Here is a 17,124-nt window from a genome sequence, read left to right on the forward strand (position 1 = left end):
CTTCCGCGGGAGGACGGCCATGCGCTATGAGATCCGCGTCGACGGGCAGATGTCGGAGACGCTCGCCAAGTCCTTCCCCGAGCTGAACCATGTGGTGTTGGCCGGTCAGACCATCCTTTTCGGCCCGGTGGTCGACGAGGCGCATCTCTACGGTCTGGTGGCCCGCTGCCAGTCCCTGGGCCTGCGGATCGTGGAGATGCGCCGACAGCCGGAGTGAGGCCGGCGCGGCACCGCGTTTCACAGGTTCCGGGCGGTGACCCTGCCGGAGCGGACGGCCGCGGCCAGTGCCTCGAAGTCCCGCTCGTTCTGATCGGCGTAGCTCTGTGCGAAATCGGTGAGCGCGCGGTCGAAACGGTCGCTTGCACCGAGGTAGCCGCTGATCGCGACGGGGTCGCCGGAGCGGGCGTGGGCGCGGGCCAGGGAGGCCCCGCACAGCTCGGCGAAGAGACCCAGCAGCTCGGGGTCCATGGTGTCGGGGCGTGCGATGCCCTTCCAGTCCCTGAGCTGGCGCACATAGAAGTCCCGTCCGCGGCCGTCGAGGCCCACGACATGGGTCCAGCCCAGGAGGATGTCGCTGGTGGTCTGGATGAGCCGCTGCCCGTCGACCACCCGGCGGCCCTGGTTGTCGTAGTCGTCCCCGCCCGTGTGGGGAGCGAGCACCGAGTGCTGGGCCTCCTTGGCCTGGAGCAGGAGGGGATCGTCGTCGTCCCGGCCGAGCAGGAGCAGGATCCAGCAGCGGGTGCCGACGCTGCCGACGCCCACGACCTTGCGGGCCAGATCGACCAGCCGGAAGTGGCGCAGAAGGTGGCGTCGCTCGGCGGACAAGCTGCTCCTGTACTCCGCAAGGACCGTCGCCAGTTCCTTCTCCCGCCGGGCCTCGCCGGGGTCGGTGAGATCGGCGAGTGGGGTGATCAGCGGCGGATCGGGCGCGATGCGCCGTCCCTCGGGCGTGTCCCTGGTGAGCCGCGCGAAGGCCTGGATGTGCGTGCGGGTGCGGGCCTTGGCCGTGGCCTGTGCGGTGCGCCGGCGGACCTTCTTGCTCATGGACGAGCCCATCAGCTCCCGCATCCGGTCGGCGTCGTCCTGGGCGTACCAGATGTCCAGGGTGCGCATGCCGGCGAACTCCCGCATCCGCTGCCGGTAGGCACGTACGCAGGCGCGTACCGCGCCGTCCTGTTCCGGGGCCGTGAAGCCGCTTGCCCGGGCGGCGATGACGAAACTGGCGGCCAGCCGCTTGACGTCCCACTCGAAGGGTCCGGCCAGGGTCTCGTCGAAGTCGTTGATGTCGAAGACGAGATGCCGCTCCGGTGAGGCCAGCAGCCGGAAGTTCAGCAGGTGGGCGTCTCCGCAGAGCTGGACCGTGAGCCCGGTGTCGGGGGCGGCGCCGAGATCGGCCGCCATGATCGCCGCCGCGCCGCGGTAGAAGCGGAACGGCGACTCCAGCATGCGGCCGTAGCGGATGGGCACCAGCTCCGGCAGCCGGGTCGCCGACTGGGCCTCGATCACATCGACCGGATCGGGGCGGCGCGGGCCGGGATCGAATCGTGCCTGGGCCAGGCGGGGCACGCGGCTGCGCGCCTGCTTGCCGTACGCCACCCGCTCGTCCGGTGTCAGGGAGAGGGAGAACTCGCTCCGTGGGGTCATGACCGGCCTCCTCGTCCGCTCCGCGTGCCGACGTCTCGCCCGATCCCACCGTCGCCGCCGCCTGGCACGGACGGCTCACCCTTGGCGGGTGATCCGGTGCGATGCGGGGCCGGGGCACGCTGCCCCGGTGGGCATCCACCCACCGCCCCGCCGGTGTCCGGTGGCGGCGCGTTCCGTCGGAGCGAGGAGGAGCCATGACCGGATCGCGCGCCGCGGCACGGCCGGCCGGACCCGGACCGCACCCCGGTGGGACGGCCCGCGACGCCCCCGAGGACGTCCTCGGCCGGCTCGGCGGCTCGTGGACCTGGATGCTGGGATCCGCCCTGGCCACCTTGGTTCCGGGCATCCTGCTCCTGGTCTGGCCGGACGCCACGCTGCATGTCGTCGCCGTCCTGTTCGGGCTGTATCTGCTCGTCACGGGCGCCTTCCGGTTCGTGGCGGTCTTCGGCCAGGAGCGCGGCGATCGGCTGCCCGGGCTGCTGATCGCGGTGCTGTACGTCCTGGCCGGGGTGCTGTGTCTGCGGAACCCGCTGCAGACCATCGCCGCCCTGTCCGTGATCGTCGGCGTGGTCTGGCTGGTGTCCGGGCTGCTGACCGCCTACGCCGGCCTCGCCGCGAAGGATCTGCCGCACCGGGGCGTCGTCCTCGGCGCGGCACTCCTCGGGATCGTCGCCGGCATCGTCGTGCTGGCCCTGCCGAGCGAGTCGGCCGTGGCCCTGACCCGGCTGTTGGGCCTGTGGCTGGTGCTGCTCGGCGTGATGGAACTCGCGGTCGCCTTCGCCTGGCGGGCGGCCCTGCGTCGGATCACCCACTGAGGGTGAGGCCGTCCCCTGCTTGCCGTGGGCACGCTGACAACGCACAACAACCCTCGGGCATCCGGCCCGGACGGAGGCGACGACATGAGCACGGCCACGTATCTGGCGTACGACTTCCCACTGCTGAGCACCTTCTGGGCGATGCTGTGGTTCTTCCTGTGGATCCTGTGGTTCATCCTGCTGTTCCGGATCGTCGTGGACGTCTTCCGCGACGACGGGCTGAGCGGCTGGGCCAAGGCGGGCTGGCTCGTCTTCGTGATCGTGCTGCCCTTCCTCGGTGTCCTGGTCTACGTGATCGCGCGGGGCAAGAACATGGGACGCCGGGAGATCGCGCAGGCTCGCGCACAGCAGGAGGCCTTCGACTCCTACGTCCGTGAGACGGCCGGCGGCGCCACCGCCAGCAGCGCCGACGAGCTGACCAAGCTGTCGGCGCTGAAGGAGAGCGGCGACATCACGGAGGACGAGTTCCGCAGGGCCAAGGACCTGATTCTCACCGAGACGAGATGAGGCAAGCGGCATGACTGCAACACAGAGCGCACGCCCCCACACGGCGAAGCAGAGCTGGGCCGAGGGCCTGACGGCCTTCGCCGCCGTGATGCTGATGATCGCCGGCGTGCTCGCCATCACGCGGGGCATCATGGCGATCGCCGAGGACGACGTGTTCGTCTCCACCCCCAACTACGTCTTCGAGTTCGACCTGACCAGCTGGGGCTGGATCCATCTGATCCTGGGCGCGGTCGCCGTGCTGGTCTCCCTCGGTCTGTTCACCGAGGCGACCTGGGCCCGCGTGTTCGGCGTGGCGATCGGCGCGCTCGTCATCATCGCCAACTTCCTGTCCCTGCCGTACTACCCGGTGTGGTCGGTCGTGCTGATCGGGATGTCCGCACTGATCATCTGGGCCCTGTGCGTGGAACGGCGCGGACGCTCCCTGCCTTGACCCGACACGGTGGCCAAGGTCACTGACCCGCCCTCCACGCGCGTACCGTGTGCGTTCGATCGACGCGTCATGTGAACGGAAGACGACAGCCGACCGTACGCATGATGACGGGACGCAGGGAAGGGATCACGGGTGTCGCAAGTCACGGGCCAACTGCCGGACGCCGAGACGGAGGACGACAAGGCCGAGGGCACGCCGCAGCGCCCCCGGCCGCGTGGCTGGCGGCAACGGCATCCACGGGCGGCCCGGGGTGTCACCGTGACGACCACCGTGCTGGCCGGCGCCCTCGTCCTGGGCGCGCTCCTGCTGCCCAACCGCGTCGAACGGCTGTCGTTCGGCGCGTTCTTGCGCATCCCCGCCGAGGGAGTCCTGCTCGCCGGCCTGCTGCTCTCGCTGCCGCCGCGGCCCCGGCGGATCACCGCGATCGCCACGGGTGCGCTCCTCGGTGTGCTCACCGTCCTGAAGTTCCTGGACATGGGCTTCTACCAGGTGCTGGCCCGCCCCTTCGATCTGGTCCTGGACTGGATCCTGCTCGACGACGCGACGGACTTCCTGCGCGAGTCGTTCGGGCGTACGGGCCAAGTGCTCGCCGTGACAGGGGTTTTGGCACTCCTCGTGACCATCCTCGTGGCGACGACGCTGGCGGCCGTACGGTTGACCGATCTGATGGTCCGTCACCGCCAGGTCGCCGGCCGTACGACGTTGATCCTCGGCACCGCGTGGATCACCTGCGTCACGCTGGGCGTGCAGTTCACCGAGGTGCCGGTCGCCTCCAAGATCAACGCCGATTATGTCGACAACCGCGTGGAGCAGGTCCGCGCGGGACTGCGGGACGCGGAGGTGTTCGAGAAGCAGGCGTCCGTCGACGCCTTCGCCGGCACACCGCCCGAGCAGTTGCTGACCGGACTGCGCGGCAAGGACGTGCTTTTCACCTTCATCGAGAGCTACGGCCGGGTCGCGATCGACGATCCGGCGATGGCCGAGCAGATCGACACGGTCCTCGACGAGGGCACCCGCAGGCTGGAGGCGGCCGGGTTCGCCTCGCGCAGCGCCTGGCTGCGGTCCCCGGTGACGGGGGCGGGCAGTTGGCTCGCGCACTCCACGTTCCTGTCCGGACTGTGGATCAAGAACCAGCAGCGGTACCGGAGTCTGACCACCAGCGACCGCGCCACGCTCGGCAGCTACTTCCGCAAGACGGGCGCGTGGCGCACGGTCGGCATCGTGCCGGGGGTGCGCAGGGCCTGGCCGGAGGGGAAGTTCTTCGCCCTCGACCACATCTACGACTCCGAGCACCTCGGCTACCACGGCCCGTACTTCAGCTGGACGCCCGTGCCGGACCAGTTCAGCCTGGAGGCCTTCGAACGGCTGGAGCACGGCAAGAAGGATCGCGAGCCGATCATGGCCGAGATCATCCTGGCCTCCAGCCACAACCCCTGGGCACCGGTCGCCCGCATGATCGACTGGGAGGACCTGGGCGACGGCTCGGTCTTCCACGGGATCAAGGAGGAGGGCAAGGACCCCAAGGAGGTCTGGAAGAACCCCGACAGCGTCCGCGCCGAGTACGCCAACGCCATCGAGTACTCGCTGCGCAGCCTCGTCGAGTACGTCGAGCGCTACGGCGACGACGACACGGTTCTGGTCTTCCTCGGCGACCACCAGCCGGTGCCGACGGTCACCGCGGGCAGCAGCAGCAAGGACGTCCCCATCACGATCGTCGCCCGCGACAAGAAGGTCCTGGACCGCATCTCCGACTGGGGCTGGACGGACGGCCTCAAACCGGCCGAGGACGCCCCTCAGTGGGCCATGGACAAGTTCCGGGACCGCTTCATGACGGCGTACGGCCCACGGAAGGGCTGACGTCGTCCAGGAACCCGCCGACCAACCCGGCGAACCGCTCCGGGTCGTCCAGCCAGGGGTAGTGGCCGCCACCGGGCTGGACCGCCACTTCGACGTGGGGGAAGACGTCCGCGGTGCGGCGGGCCAGTTCGGGGTTGGGGGCTCCGTCGAGTTCGCCGGTCAGGAGGAGGACGGGTGCGGTCAGGCGGGAGAGGGCGGCGCGGGTCGCGGGTGGGTCGTAGGCGCCCTCGGAGCCGTACACCCCGGCGGCCTCGTCGTTGAACTCGTCGTCCGCGCGGGCGTCGTGCTGCCGAGCCGCCGTATCCCAGCGTCCGTAGAACAGGGGCGCGAGTTCCGGCCCGGGGTCGCCGATACCCCCGAGCCAGGCCTCCAGAGCCCGGAACGCCTCCTCGAACCAGGGCTCGCCCTTGCGCAACCGTGCGGCCGACAGACGGTCCTCGGGTGTCGCGGTCGTGCCCAGGGCCCACGGGTTGGCGGTGACGAGCACCAGCCGCCGGATCCGCCGCGGGAAGCGGGCGGCGTACAGCATGGCGAGACTGCCGCCCGCGGAGTGACCCAGTACGTCCATCTCTTCCAGGTCCAGGTGCACCCGGAGCGTCTCCACGTCGTCCACGAGCCGGTCGCAGCGGTACGTCGCCGGATCGGCCGGCACCTCCGAGTCACCCGTGCCGCGCAGATCGAGCCGGATCACCCGCCGCCCGGCGTCCAGTCCGCCCAGGTCCCCGAGGTAGGAGGAGGCGCGCATCGGCCCGCCGGGCAGGACGAGGAGCGGCTCGCCCTCGCCACGTTGGTGGTAGGCGAGGCGGGTTCCGTCGGACGCGGTGAAGATCGACATGGCGCCGATCCTAGGAGTCGGCGAACCGGTCCCGCAGCTCCCGTTTCAGGATCTTCCCGCTGGCGTTGCGCGGCAACGCATCGACGAAGACGATCCGCTTGGGTGCCTTGAAGTGGGCGAGCTTCTCCAGGGCGTGGGCGATCAGTTCGGTCTCGGTGATCTCGCCGCGCGGGACGACGACGGCGGTGACCGCCTCGATCCAGTGCTCGTCGGGCAGGCCGACCACCGCGACCTCGGCCACGGCCTCGTGTGTGTAGAGCGCGTCCTCGACCTGGCGTGAAGCGACCAGCACGCCACCGGAGTTGATGACGTCCTTGACCCGGTCGACGATCGTGAGGTAGCCGTGGGCGTCCTTCACGGCCAGGTCGCCGGAGTGGAACCAGCCTTCGCGGAAGGCCTCGGCGGTCTCCTCGGGCTTGTCCCAGTAGCCCTCGCACAACTGCGGGGAGCGGTAGACGATCTCGCCGGGCGTGCCGTCGGGCACGTCCTTGCCGTCCTCGTCGACCACGCGCGCGTCGACGAAGAGCACCGGCCGCCCGCAGGAGTCCATCCGGCCCTTGTGCTCGTCGGGGGCGAGGACGGTGGCCAGGGGGCCGATCTCGCTCTGGCCGAAGCAGTTGTAGAAGCCGAGCCCCGGCAGCCGTTCCCGCAGCCGCTCCAGCACGGGCACCGGCATGATCGAGGCGCCGTAGTACGCCTTGCGCAGGCCGCCGAGGTCACGTGTGGAGAAGTCGGGGCGGTTGGCCAGGCCGATCCAGACCGTGGGCGGCGCGAACAGGCTGTCCACGCGGCCGGCTTCGATCAGATCGAAGAGCCGGTCGCCGTCGGGGGCGTCGAGGATGATGTTGGTCGCGCCGACCGCGAGATAGGGCAGCAGGAAGACATGCATCTGCGCGGAGTGGTACAGCGGCAGTGAGTGCGCGGGCCGGTCGCCGGCGCTCAGGTCGAGCGCGGTGATGGCGCTCAAGTACTCGTGCACCAGGGCGCGGTGCGTCATCATCGCGCCCTTCGGCAGGGCCGTGGTACCGGAGGTGTACAGCAGTTGCACCAGGTCCTCGCTGCGCGGCTCCGGGCCGTCGCACGCGGGGGCCGAGGCCAGCAGCTCCAGCAGCGAGCCGTCGGCGTCGCGCAGGGGCAACGCCCGTACACCGTCGGGCAGTCGGTCCGCCAGATCCGGGTCGGCGAGGACGAGCGAGCTGCCGGACTGGCCGACGAGATAGGCCAGATCGTCACCGGTGAGGCTCTGGTTGACCGGTACGTGCACCAATCCGGCGCGGGCGCAGGCGAGGAAGCCGATCAGATAGGCGTCCGAGTTATGGCCGTAGGCGCCGACGCGGTCGCCGGGTGAGAGGCCCTGGCCGAGCAGGACGCTCGCCGCGCGGGAGACGGCCTCGTCGAACTCCTCGTACGTCCAAGTCCGGTCGCGGTACTCCACCGCGACGCGTGCCGGGGTGCGGCGGGCGCTGCGCCGCAGCACCCCGTCGACCGTGCTGCCGTGTCCGGGCGTCATGACGTTGATCCTCGACCCCTGCCGAAAGGAGGTCAAGAACCCGACGATCGACACATTCCATGGACACATACCCGTTGGTACGCTCAACCGCCCCTTCCCCCAAGGACGTTGGGAGGTTTGATGCGCATCCGCCCGAGACGGCTCGTCGTCGCGGCCGTCGCCCTGCTCACCGCCACGGCCACACTGCCGGCGGCCGCGGCCGAGCGCCAGGACCGTCCTGAACACCCTTCGCACGGCGGCCTTTCGGCCGTGATCCGCTACACCGAGTACGGCATTCCGCACATCCTCGCGAAGGATTACGCGGACCTCGGCTTCGGCACCGGATGGGCGCAGGCCGCCGACCAGGTGTGCACGCTCGCCGACGGTTTCGTGACCGTGCGCGGCGAGCGTTCCCGCTTCTTCGGGCCCGACGCGACCACCGACTTCTCGCTCTCCTCGGCGACCAGGAACCTCTCCAGCGATCTGTACTTCCGTGGCGTACGGGAGGCAGGGACGGTAGAGAAGTTGCTCGCCGAGCCGGCGCCGCGCGGTCCGAGCCGCCAGACCGAGGAGCTGATGCGCGGCTTCGCGGCCGGGTACAACGCCTGGCTGCGCCAGAACCGGATCACCGACCCGGCGTGCAAGGGCGCCGCCTGGGTACGCCCGGTCACCACCCTCGACGTGGCCACGCGCGGCTTCGCGCTCGCGGTGCTGGGCGGTGAGGGCCGGGCCGTGGACGGCATCACGGCCGCGCAGCCGCCGACGGGGGCCACCGTACAGGCGCCCGACGCCCAGGACACGGCCCGCGCCGCGCAGGAGCTTCTCGCCGCGGACACCGCCGACATGGGCTCCAACGCCGTCGCTTTCAGCGGCGCCACGACGGCGAACGGCCGCGGGCTGCTGCTCGGCAACCCGCACTACCCGTGGCAGGGCGGCCGCCGCTTCTGGCAGTCGCAGCAGACGATCCCGGGCGAGCTGAACGTCTCCGGCGGTTCGCTGCTCGGCAGCGCCACCGTTTCCATAGGCCACAACGCCCATGTGGCCTGGAGCCACACCGTCGCGACCGGCGTCCCGCTCAACCTCCACCAACTGACCCTGGACCCGGCCGATCCGACGGTGTACCTCGTCGACGGCAAGCCGGAGCGCATGACGAAGCGGACGGTCACCGTGGCCGCGAAGGACGGCGCCCCCGTGACCCGGACGCAGTGGTGGACGCGGTACGGACCGGTCGTCACCTCGCTCGGCGCCGCGCTGCCGCTGCCGTGGACGACCACGACGGCGTACGCCGTCAACGACCCCAACGCCGCCAATCTGCGCGCCTCCGACACCGCGCTCGGCTTCAGCAAGGCCCGCGGCACCGCGGACGTCCTGGACTCCCTCAAGCGCACTCAGGGCCTGCCCTGGGTGAACACCATCGCCGCGGACTCGGGTGGCCACACCCTGTTCACGCAGTCGCAGGTGCTCCCCCGGATCACCGACGAGCTGACCCAGGCGTGCTCCACCCCGCTCGGCAAGGTCACGTACCCCTCCTCGGGCCTGGCGATCCTCGACGGCTCGCGCGGCGCCTGCGCGCTCGGCACCGACCCCGACGCCGTACAGCCGGGGATCTTCGGGCCCGCGAAGCTGCCGACGCTCAAGGACGCGCCGTACGCGGAGAACTCCAACGACAGCGCCTGGCTGGCCAACGCCGACCGGCCGCTGACCGGGTACGAGCGGGTGTTCGGCACGATCGGGACGCAGCGTTCGATGCGGACACGCGGCGCGATCGAGGACGTGGCGGCGCTGGCGGAGCGCGGTGAGCTGACCGTACGGGAGCTTCAGGCGCAGCAGTTCGCCAACCGGGTACCGGCGGGCGAACTGACCGCGAAGGACGCGGCGGCGGCCTGTGCCGCGCTGCCGGGCGGCACGGCGACGGGCAGCGACGGCAAGGCAGTTGACGTCTCAGGCGCCTGCGCGGTGCTCGCCTCCTGGGACCGCACCACGAACACCGGCAGCCGGGGCGCCCTGCTCTTCGACCGGTTCTGGCGCAAGCTGACCGCCGCTGTCCCGGCGGCCCAGTTGTGGAAGGTGCCGTTCTCGGCGGCGGACCCGGTGGGCACCCCGAACACCCTGAACACGGCCGCGCCGGGCTTCACCACGGCGCTCGCGGACGCGGTCGCCGAACTGCGAGCGGCGGGCATCGCGCTCGACTCCCCGCTCGGGGAGAACCAGTTCGTCGTACGGGGCGGTCAGCGCATCCCCGTTCCGGGCGGCACCGAGGCACTGGGCGTCTGGAACAAGATCGAGCCAGTGTGGGACCCGGCGAAGGGCGGCTACACGGAGGTGACGACGGGCTCCAGCTACATCCAGGCCGTCGGCTGGGACGGCGGCCGCTGCCCGGTGGCGCGCACGCTGCTGTCGTACTCCCAGTCCTCGAACCCGAACTCGGCCCACTTCAGCGACCAGACGCGGCTGTTCTCGGATGAGAAGTGGGTGACGTCCAGATTCTGCGAGAAGGACATCATGTCCTCGCCGGGGCTCCGGGTGGTGGTGCCACGCGAGCGCCGGTGACGGTACCCACCGCGCACGGCCATACATGAGCCGCCGCAGCACCGCTTCGGCGGGGCCGCGGCGGTTCGCGCGTTCCCTTGGCCGTGTGAGTGGCGGCGCCGGGCGAACCGGGCCTCGGAGGCAGCTCAGCGCCTTACCCACCTCGTAGATGGTCGGCCTGTCCTCGGGGGCGTGGCTGAGCATCGCTTCGATCAAATCACCCAGCTCGCCAGGTGCCTTCACCGAGCGGCGCTCGCCGTTCGCCACCGCCTCTCTTTGGACGGGGCGTGGAGCGTCGTCCGGGTACTCGACTGCTCGCCAGCCGGTGGCGGAGATGAGCAGGGAGGCGCCGAGGGCGTAGATATCGGCTTCCTGCGTAGGCTCGGCTTCGCCCGTGGCGAGCACGCTGCGCGCGATCTCGGGTGCCTCGTAGTGGACGAGGCAGCCGCGGAACGGGAAGTCGTATCCCTCGGGTACGTATCCGCCTCGGGCAAGGGCGAGGTCGATCAGATGGGTCCGCTCTGGCCCGATGATGAAGTGGGCGGGCTGCACGTCACCGTGTGCCCAGCCCTTGGCGTGGAGTTCAGCCAGTGCCTCAACGCATTCCAGCGCCACACTGCTGTCCGGTGCGATGGACGAGCCCTGTTCACGACAGGACTCCCACAGCCTGTACAGGTCGGGCCCTTCGTGCCACGGCTGGAAGTTCCACGTTCCGCGCTCCCACTCGCCGTACGCGATCTCATCGCAGCCGAGGCGGTGCAGGACTGCACCCTCGCGGGCGGGCGCGAGCGCGGTACAGGGCTGGGCGGGCCAGTTGGCGAGCGGTTGCTGTGGGACCAGCGGTTCCCGTGGAATCTCATTTCTTGACGGATTGATTTCACACAGTCGTCCTATTCAGTTTCCGAACCGATGCCAGGCGCTGGCACAGAGGTCGGCGGAGTCTCAATGGGCGAGTCAAGCGCTGTTGAGTTCCATCAGGGGCCGCTGTCGATCCTGAGAGTGGGCAATGGCTGCTGCCACGTACCGGCCAGTTCTGTGAGTGCCTCGCGTGCCAGCTGGCGGACTGTGAGCCACCCTGTGTCGGTTGTCAGTGCCTCATACGTCCACCTGGCAGCGTGCTCCGGCCCGCTCATCGCGTCGAGGATCGCGTCAATGCGTGCGAGGCGCGACTCCGTAGCGGCATCGATACGACCAGCCTCGGTGAGGACCAGGATCGCGCCCCTCGCGTTTTCGTAGTCCAAGGCCAGGTCATCGGTTTCGAGTCGGTGTCTGTCGAGCCACGCGATCTGGTCCCTGGCATCGGCAGCGAGCGTCGTGAGAGTCGAGTTCAGGTACTTCGATGCGTTTCCCTCGGACAGCTTCTGCTCGTTCATTTGCCTCCCTCGCTGATCATTGGATCATGCGGTTGGCGTGGTTCGAGTGATCCGCTCAGGCTGCTGTGGCTGCAACTGCTTGTGTTGGTGGGGCGGTTGTGAAGGGGCGGTTGTCGCGAAGCAGGGCCCACAGGACGTCGGCTCGGCGGCGGGCGAGGGAGATGACGGCGGGGATGTGGACCAGCGAACTCGGCCGCGCGCTCAGCAAGGAGCGGTTCGACGTCAGGTTCGCCGAGGCGGACAAGGACCCCGGCATCGAGCCACGCACTCCCCTGGAGCGGACCGCGACCGCCGCAGGGCGAGGACCGCGCTTCGTTGTCGATCCCCACGTGGTGGTCTCGGTCGTGAAGGACCCCCCGAGCGCTTCGTACTCGGGGTGCGCACACACGCCTTGGCGTCCTTCTTGCTGATGTCGAGGCCGGCGCAGCGTTCGCGCAGCACGTCCACGGCCTTGCTCCCTCCCTCACCGGACGGTCCTCAGCACCATGCTGATCTGCGAGCTCACCGGCATCACAGAAGCGTCGGTTTCGGCCGGAACGAACCCCTCCAGCGTCCCCGAGAGGCATCAGCCCACGTCAGGGCAGACAGAAGCACCTCCGGCGCGCGCCATGGGATTTACCACGCCCCGGCGCGCACCGAAGGTGCGCTGGTTCGCTGACCAGGTGTTTCTCTGTGCCCACAGGATTCGCACCTGCGATACCCGCTGCATCTGGCCAGTGATTTTCATTTGGAAGCTTCTGATTCACCTACTCCATCCCAATTGGCTGGATTCACGTCGCGTGTGTCTCCCATGGTGAGCCAGCCACCTCGGCAACAGTCCCACCGGCAGTACGGAAGGCACGTCAGATGAAGAAGCTCACCCCACATCGCGGACTGGTTGGCGGGGCGGTGGCCGCGTGCCTCGTCACTGCCTCGATCGCCACTGCGGTGGCGACCCCGTCGGCGACCGCCCTGCCCTCCGGCGAGCTCCCGCTGGGCCCCGCCACGCTGGACGAGACCCGCAGTGAACGCCAAGTCGCTCCCGGTGTGACCCACGTCGCGATCGAGCGCGGCAGGACCTCGGCGGACGATTTCTGGACCGTCACGATCGGCGTCGGCACCACCGAGGAAGAGGCCGCGAAGCTGGAGCAGCAGGCGCGCGACGCCGGTTACGAGCCGCGCCGTGATGTCACCGCGGGTCCGGACCCCAAGGGCCCGAGCGACCAGCCGCTGGGCTGGATGGTGCGGGTGGGCAAGTACCGGGACAAGGACGCGGCCCAGAGGCTGGCGGACGAGGTCAAGGCCAAGGGGATGACTCCCAGGGTTCAGAACAGCGGTGAGGACGGCCACGAGACTGAGGGCCCCTGGTCCGTGGATGTGATGGTCATCGACCCTGCCACGTTCCGCGGCCGCCTCGGCTCGGAGCTGGGCACGGAGATCGTTCCGGGCAGGGAGACCACCAGCTCGGTCGCCAAGCGCACTGGCGCCCTCGCTGCGATCAACGGCGGCTACTTCGTCATAGACAACGGGAAGAACGCCCCCGGCAACTGGCTGACCGGCACCGACGGCGACCTCGCCGGTGTCTCGGTGGTCAATGGCGAGCTCGTCTCCGAAGCTGTGACCGACCGGCCTGCCCTGGTCGTACCGACCGACTCCGGCAGGGGCGCATCGGTGAAGCGGCTGCGGACCAAGCTCTCGGTCCGCGCGAACGACGGCGCCTCCCGCGAGATCACCGGTCTCAACCGGCAGGCCGGCCTGATCGTCAACTGCGGTGGAGTCGGGGATGCCACCCCATTCTCCCACGCCGCACACGACTACACCTGCGGCAACCTCAATGAACTGATCGCCGTCACCCCGAAGTTCGGCGACAGCGCACCGGAGGGATCCGGTTTCCAGGCCACCCTGGACGAGAACGGCCGGGTGGCCGAGGTCCAGGGCAGCCGCGGCGGCTCGGTGCCCCAGAAGGGCACCGTCCTGCAAGCCACCGGGACGTCCGCCGAGTGGCTGCGTGCCCACGCCAAAGTGGGCGCTCCGCTGACCGTGCGCAGCGCGGTGGTGGACAGCGAGACCAGGGCGCCGCTGCCGCTCTCCCCGCAGACCTCGATCATCAACGGCGGTCCGCTGCTGCTCCGCGACGGCGAGATCGTGCTCGACCCGGTGCGCGACGGCTGGAGCCCGGAGGACATCGAGGGCTCGGACCGCGCCAACTTCTACAACGGCTGGTATCTGCGCCGTAACCCGCGCACCGCGGCCGGTATCACCGAGGACGGACGCATCATCTTGCTGACCGCCGACGGCCGTCGGCCCGGGCACAGCGTCGGCCTCACCATCGACGAGACCGCCAAGGTCATGCGCAGCCTGGGCGCGGTCGACGCGATCAACCTCGACGGCGGCGGTTCCACGGCGATGGTCGTGAACAACGAACTGCAGGGCATCCCCAGTGAGAACAGCGGCGAGCGCCCTGACGGCGACGCCCTGGTCGTGCTGCCCGAGGCCGCCCGCAAGGAGTAGCCTCCACGACAGTCTGAAGCGGTCCCTGTGGGGTGCACAGAATGTGTACTGCCCGCCTGAGCAGTCTCAGACAGGCATGGGCGAAACGTCCCTGACCAGGACGTTCCCTCTGTGCCCCCGGCAGGATTCGAATCTGCGACACCCGCTTCAGGAGTTCGATCCGAGCGCAGCCCGGCAGCGCGGTAGGGCAGTTGGGGCGAACATGCCGGGCCGTGCATGGGTGCCCGCCTCCGGTGCTATTGATGTCATCCGGGGATGTCAGCTGGAACTACTGAGGTCACATCACTCGCCACCACCCGCGCCGCGCCGCGTCACACCGCCCGGGTCCGCCCCTCCCAGTAGGGATCCCGCAGCCGCCGCTTGTACAGCTTGCCGTTGGGGTCGCGGGGCATCTCCGTGATGAAGTCGACGGACTTGGGGCGCTTGTAGCCGGCCAGCCTGTCGGCGCAGTGGTCGAGGAGGGTCGCGGCCAGGGCGGGGCCGGGCTCGTGGCCGGGAGCCGGTTCGACCACGGCCTTGACCTCCTCGCCCCAGTCATCGTGCGGTACGCCGAAGACGGCGGCGTCGGCGACGGCGGGGTGGGCGAGCAGGGCGGATTCGATCTCGGCAGGGTAGATGTTCACGCCGCCCGAGATGATCATGTCGATCTTGCGGTCGCGCAGGAAGAGGTAGCCGTCCTCGTCGAGCAGTCCCAGGTCGCCCACGGTGAAGAAGTCACCGATGCGGTTCTTGCGCGTCTTGGTCTCGTCCTTGTGGTAGGCGAATCCGCCGGTGGTCATCTTCATGTAGACGGTGCCGAGTTCACCTGGCGGCAGCCGGTTGCCGTCGTCGTCGAAGACGGCCAACTCGCTGATGGGCCACGCCTTGCCGACGGTTCCCGGCTTCTTCAGCCAGTCCTCCGCCGTGGCGAAGGCGCCGCCGCCCTCGCTGGCCGCGTAGTACTCCTCCACACAACTCCCCCACCAGTCGATCATCGCCCGCTTCACATGGTCGGGGCAGGGCGCGGCGCCGTGGATGGCGTGCCGCATGGACGAGACGTCGTACGACCTACGTACCGGCGCGGGCAGCGCCAGCAGGCGGTGGAACTGGGTGGGGACCATGTGGGTGTGCGTGCACCTCTCACGGTCGATCAGGCGCAGCATCTCCTCAGGCGTCCACTTGTCCATCAGCACCAGTCGGTGGCCGATGTGCAGGGACGCGCCCGCGAACTGGAGCACGGCCGTGTGGTAGAGCGGCGAGCAGACCAGGTGCACATTGCCGTCGTACGGCTTGATGCCGAAGATGCCGAGGAAGCCCCCGAGGTACGCCTCCTCGGGAGGCTTGCCGGGCAGCGGGCGGCGGATGCCGCGCGGGCGGCCTGTGGTGCCCGAGGTGTAGTTCATGACCCAGCCGAGGGTGCGGTCGCCGGGGGCCGACTCCGGTTGGCCGTCGAGGAGTTCGGGGTACGGGCGGAACCCCTCGACTTCGCCGACGGCGTACCGGTGGGTGGCCGGGAGTCCGGCCTCGTCGGCCGCCTGGCGGGCGGGTTCGGCGAACCGCTGGTGCGCGATGAGCACTTTGGCGCCGGAGTCCGCGACGATCCAGGCGATCTCCGGGGCGACGAAGTGGTGGTTGACCGGCACGAGGTAGAACCCGGCCTGGCTGGCGGCGAGATGCGCGGTGAGGAACTCGGTGCCGTTGGGGAGTACGACCGCGAAGGCGTCCCCTCGCTCAAGTCCCGCGGCGCGAAGACCGTGGACGAGGCGATTGGCGGCGGAGTGCAGCCGTCCGGCGGTCCACTCCTCGCCGTCCGGGGCGATGAGGGCCGTACGGTCGGGGTCCTGGGTCGCCTGGGCCCAGAAGCCCACGGGGGGTGCGCTGGTCACTGGCCGCTCCTTCCGGCGATGCGGTTGATGCGGTCCACCGCCTGCTCGAAACCCCGGGTGAGGTCGTCGAAGACGGCCTGGACACTGCGTTCGCTGTTCATCCGGCCGACGATCTGGCCGACGGGCGTGCCGAGGAGCGGCTCGACCTCGTAGCGCTGGATGCGGGAGACGGCCTCGGCGACGAGGAGCCCCTGGAGGGGCATCGGGAGGGTGCCCGGTCCGGCCGGGTCGTCCCAGGCGTCGGTCCAGGCGGTGCGCAACTGGCGGGCGGGTTTGCCGGTCAGGGCGCGGGAGCGGACGGTGTCCCCGGAGCCCGCGGCGAGGAGCTTGCGGGTCAGGGCCGGGGAGTGGAGGTCGGCCTCGGTGGTGGTCAGCCATATGGAGCCCAACCACACACCCTGGGCTCCGAGGGTGAGTGCGGCGGCCACTTGTTGGCCGCTGCCGATGCCCCCGGCGGCCAGTACGGGCAGCGGGGCGACGGCGTCGACGACCTCGGGGGTGAGCACCATGGAGGCGATGTCACCGGTGTGGCCGCCGGCCTCGTAGCCCTGGGCGACGACGATGTCGATGCCCGCCTCCTGGTGCTTACGGGCGTGGCGGGCGCTGCCCGCGAGAGCGGCGACCAGGACGTCCTGCTCATGGGCGCGGTCCACGACGTCCGCGGGCGGTGAGCCGAGGGCGTTGGCGAGCAGTCTGATCGGGTAGTCGAAGGCGACGTCGAGCTGGGTGCGGGCGACCTGCTCCATCCAGCCGGTGATCCGCCAGCCGGACGCCTCGCCCTCGGCGAGCTCGGGCACGCCGTACTTGGCGAGGGTGTCCTGCACGAACGCGCGGTGCTCCTCGGGGATCATCGCCTCGACGTCGGCCTCGGTGACGCCTTCGACCTTCTTCGCGGGCATGACGACGTCCAGGCCGTAGGGCCTGCCGTCGACATGCGCCTCGACCCAGTCGAGGTCGCGTTTGAGGTCGTCGGGGGCGGTGTAGCGGACCGCGCCGAGCACCCCGAAGCCACCGGCCCTGCTGATGGCCGCGGCGACGGCGGGGAACGGCGTGAAGCCGAAGACGGCGTGCTCGACTCCCAGTTGCTTGCTCAGCTCCGTCTGCATGGGCGCAGGATGCCGGAGTCCTCAGGAGGACGGAAGGGGTTCTCTGATGGATCGTCAGATTTATTTTGAGCCGTGTCGGATTTGTTTCCTGACGGGTCTTCAGATTTATTGCGGCGAACGCCCGGTTGACACGACCCCCGTCTGACACGAAAGTTTCAGCGCGCAAGGTGATCCCGGAAAGATA

General features: G+C 69.8%; 13 protein-coding genes and 2 pseudogenes. 7 read left to right on the top strand and 8 right to left on the bottom strand.

The features are described from left to right. The first annotated feature begins 19 nt into the window (after positions 1–19). Complete coding sequence (locus H4N64_RS33845; protein ID WP_186286359.1) at positions 20–217, top strand: hypothetical protein; 198 nt, start codon at positions 20–22, stop codon at positions 215–217. 20 nt (positions 218–237) lie between these two features. Here the strand turns inward: H4N64_RS33845 and H4N64_RS33850 are convergent, their stop codons facing one another. Next, a complete protein-coding gene (locus tag H4N64_RS33850) occupies positions 238–1,644 on the bottom strand; it encodes a DUF2252 domain-containing protein (RefSeq protein ID WP_186286360.1) in 1,407 nt (468 codons plus the stop codon). A 194-nt stretch (positions 1,645–1,838) separates the two neighbouring features. On the opposite strand from H4N64_RS33850, the gene H4N64_RS33855 reads away from it, so the two are divergent. From H4N64_RS33855 to H4N64_RS33870, 4 genes are all read left to right on the top strand, one after another. After that, entirely contained in the window at positions 1,839–2,459 is a 621-nt protein-coding gene (locus H4N64_RS33855) for an HdeD family acid-resistance protein (RefSeq protein WP_186286361.1), read from the top strand. 84 nt (positions 2,460–2,543) lie between these two features. After that, positions 2,544–2,966, top strand: coding sequence for an SHOCT domain-containing protein (locus H4N64_RS33860; RefSeq protein WP_186286362.1), 423 nt, complete (start codon positions 2,544–2,546; stop codon positions 2,964–2,966). 10 nt (positions 2,967–2,976) lie between these two features. Continuing rightward, positions 2,977–3,396 carry a DUF7144 family membrane protein gene (locus tag H4N64_RS33865; protein WP_186286363.1) on the top strand — a complete coding sequence of 140 codons (420 nt, stop codon included), beginning with the start codon at positions 2,977–2,979 and terminating at the stop codon, positions 3,394–3,396. 132 nt (positions 3,397–3,528) lie between these two features. Beyond that, positions 3,529–5,253 (top strand): LTA synthase family protein, encoded by a 1,725-nt coding sequence (locus H4N64_RS33870; RefSeq protein WP_186286364.1) that lies wholly within the window; start codon positions 3,529–3,531, stop codon positions 5,251–5,253. Here H4N64_RS33870 and H4N64_RS33875 read toward each other — a convergent pair. Together H4N64_RS33875 and H4N64_RS33880 are read right to left on the bottom strand one after the other, a co-directional pair. After that, the gene (locus tag H4N64_RS33875; protein WP_186286365.1) at positions 5,222–6,088 is read right to left on the bottom strand and encodes an alpha/beta fold hydrolase; all 867 of its coding nucleotides are present in this window, start codon (positions 6,086–6,088) and stop codon (positions 5,222–5,224) included. The genes H4N64_RS33870 and H4N64_RS33875 overlap by 32 nt on opposite strands. A gap of 10 nt (positions 6,089–6,098) precedes the next feature. Continuing rightward, entirely contained in the window at positions 6,099–7,598 is a 1,500-nt protein-coding gene (locus H4N64_RS33880; RefSeq protein ID WP_186286366.1) for an acyl-CoA synthetase, read from the bottom strand. A 120-nt stretch (positions 7,599–7,718) separates the two neighbouring features. On the opposite strand from H4N64_RS33880, the gene H4N64_RS33885 reads away from it, so the two are divergent. Next, positions 7,719–10,127 (top strand): penicillin acylase family protein, encoded by a 2,409-nt coding sequence (locus H4N64_RS33885; RefSeq protein WP_186286367.1) that lies wholly within the window; start codon positions 7,719–7,721, stop codon positions 10,125–10,127. Between the two features lie 123 nt (positions 10,128–10,250). On the opposite strand, the pseudogene H4N64_RS45800 reads toward H4N64_RS33885, so the two are convergent. The 3 genes and pseudogenes from H4N64_RS45800 to H4N64_RS46945 form a co-directional block, all read right to left on the bottom strand. Further along, positions 10,251–10,925: pseudogene (locus H4N64_RS45800) on the bottom strand (protein kinase domain-containing protein); the annotation flags it as partial. Positions 10,926–11,080: 155 nt separating this feature from the next. Then, entirely contained in the window at positions 11,081–11,479 is a 399-nt protein-coding gene (locus H4N64_RS33895) for a hypothetical protein (RefSeq protein ID WP_186286369.1), read from the bottom strand. Positions 11,480–11,792: 313 nt separating this feature from the next. After that, positions 11,793–11,926: pseudogene (locus H4N64_RS46945) on the bottom strand (IS110 family transposase); the annotation flags it as partial. A gap of 399 nt (positions 11,927–12,325) precedes the next feature. Here H4N64_RS46945 and H4N64_RS33900 point away from each other — a divergent pair. Then, on the top strand, positions 12,326–13,969 hold the full coding sequence (locus tag H4N64_RS33900) for a phosphodiester glycosidase family protein (RefSeq protein ID WP_186286370.1): 1,644 nt from the start codon (positions 12,326–12,328) through the stop codon (positions 13,967–13,969). A gap of 311 nt (positions 13,970–14,280) precedes the next feature. Here the strand turns inward: H4N64_RS33900 and H4N64_RS33905 are convergent, their stop codons facing one another. Both H4N64_RS33905 and H4N64_RS33910 read right to left on the bottom strand, forming a co-directional pair. Continuing rightward, a complete protein-coding gene (locus H4N64_RS33905; protein WP_186286371.1) occupies positions 14,281–15,834 on the bottom strand; it encodes an AMP-binding protein in 1,554 nt (517 codons plus the stop codon). Then, complete coding sequence (locus H4N64_RS33910) at positions 15,831–16,940, bottom strand: nitronate monooxygenase (RefSeq protein WP_186286372.1); 1,110 nt, start codon at positions 16,938–16,940, stop codon at positions 15,831–15,833. The genes H4N64_RS33905 and H4N64_RS33910 overlap by 4 nt, the downstream gene beginning before the upstream one ends. Between the last annotated feature and the right edge of the window lie 184 nt (positions 16,941–17,124).

Source organism: Streptomyces cupreus (assembly GCF_014257025.1).
Taxonomy (GTDB): Bacteria; Actinomycetota; Actinomycetes; order Streptomycetales; family Streptomycetaceae; genus Streptomyces; species Streptomyces cupreus.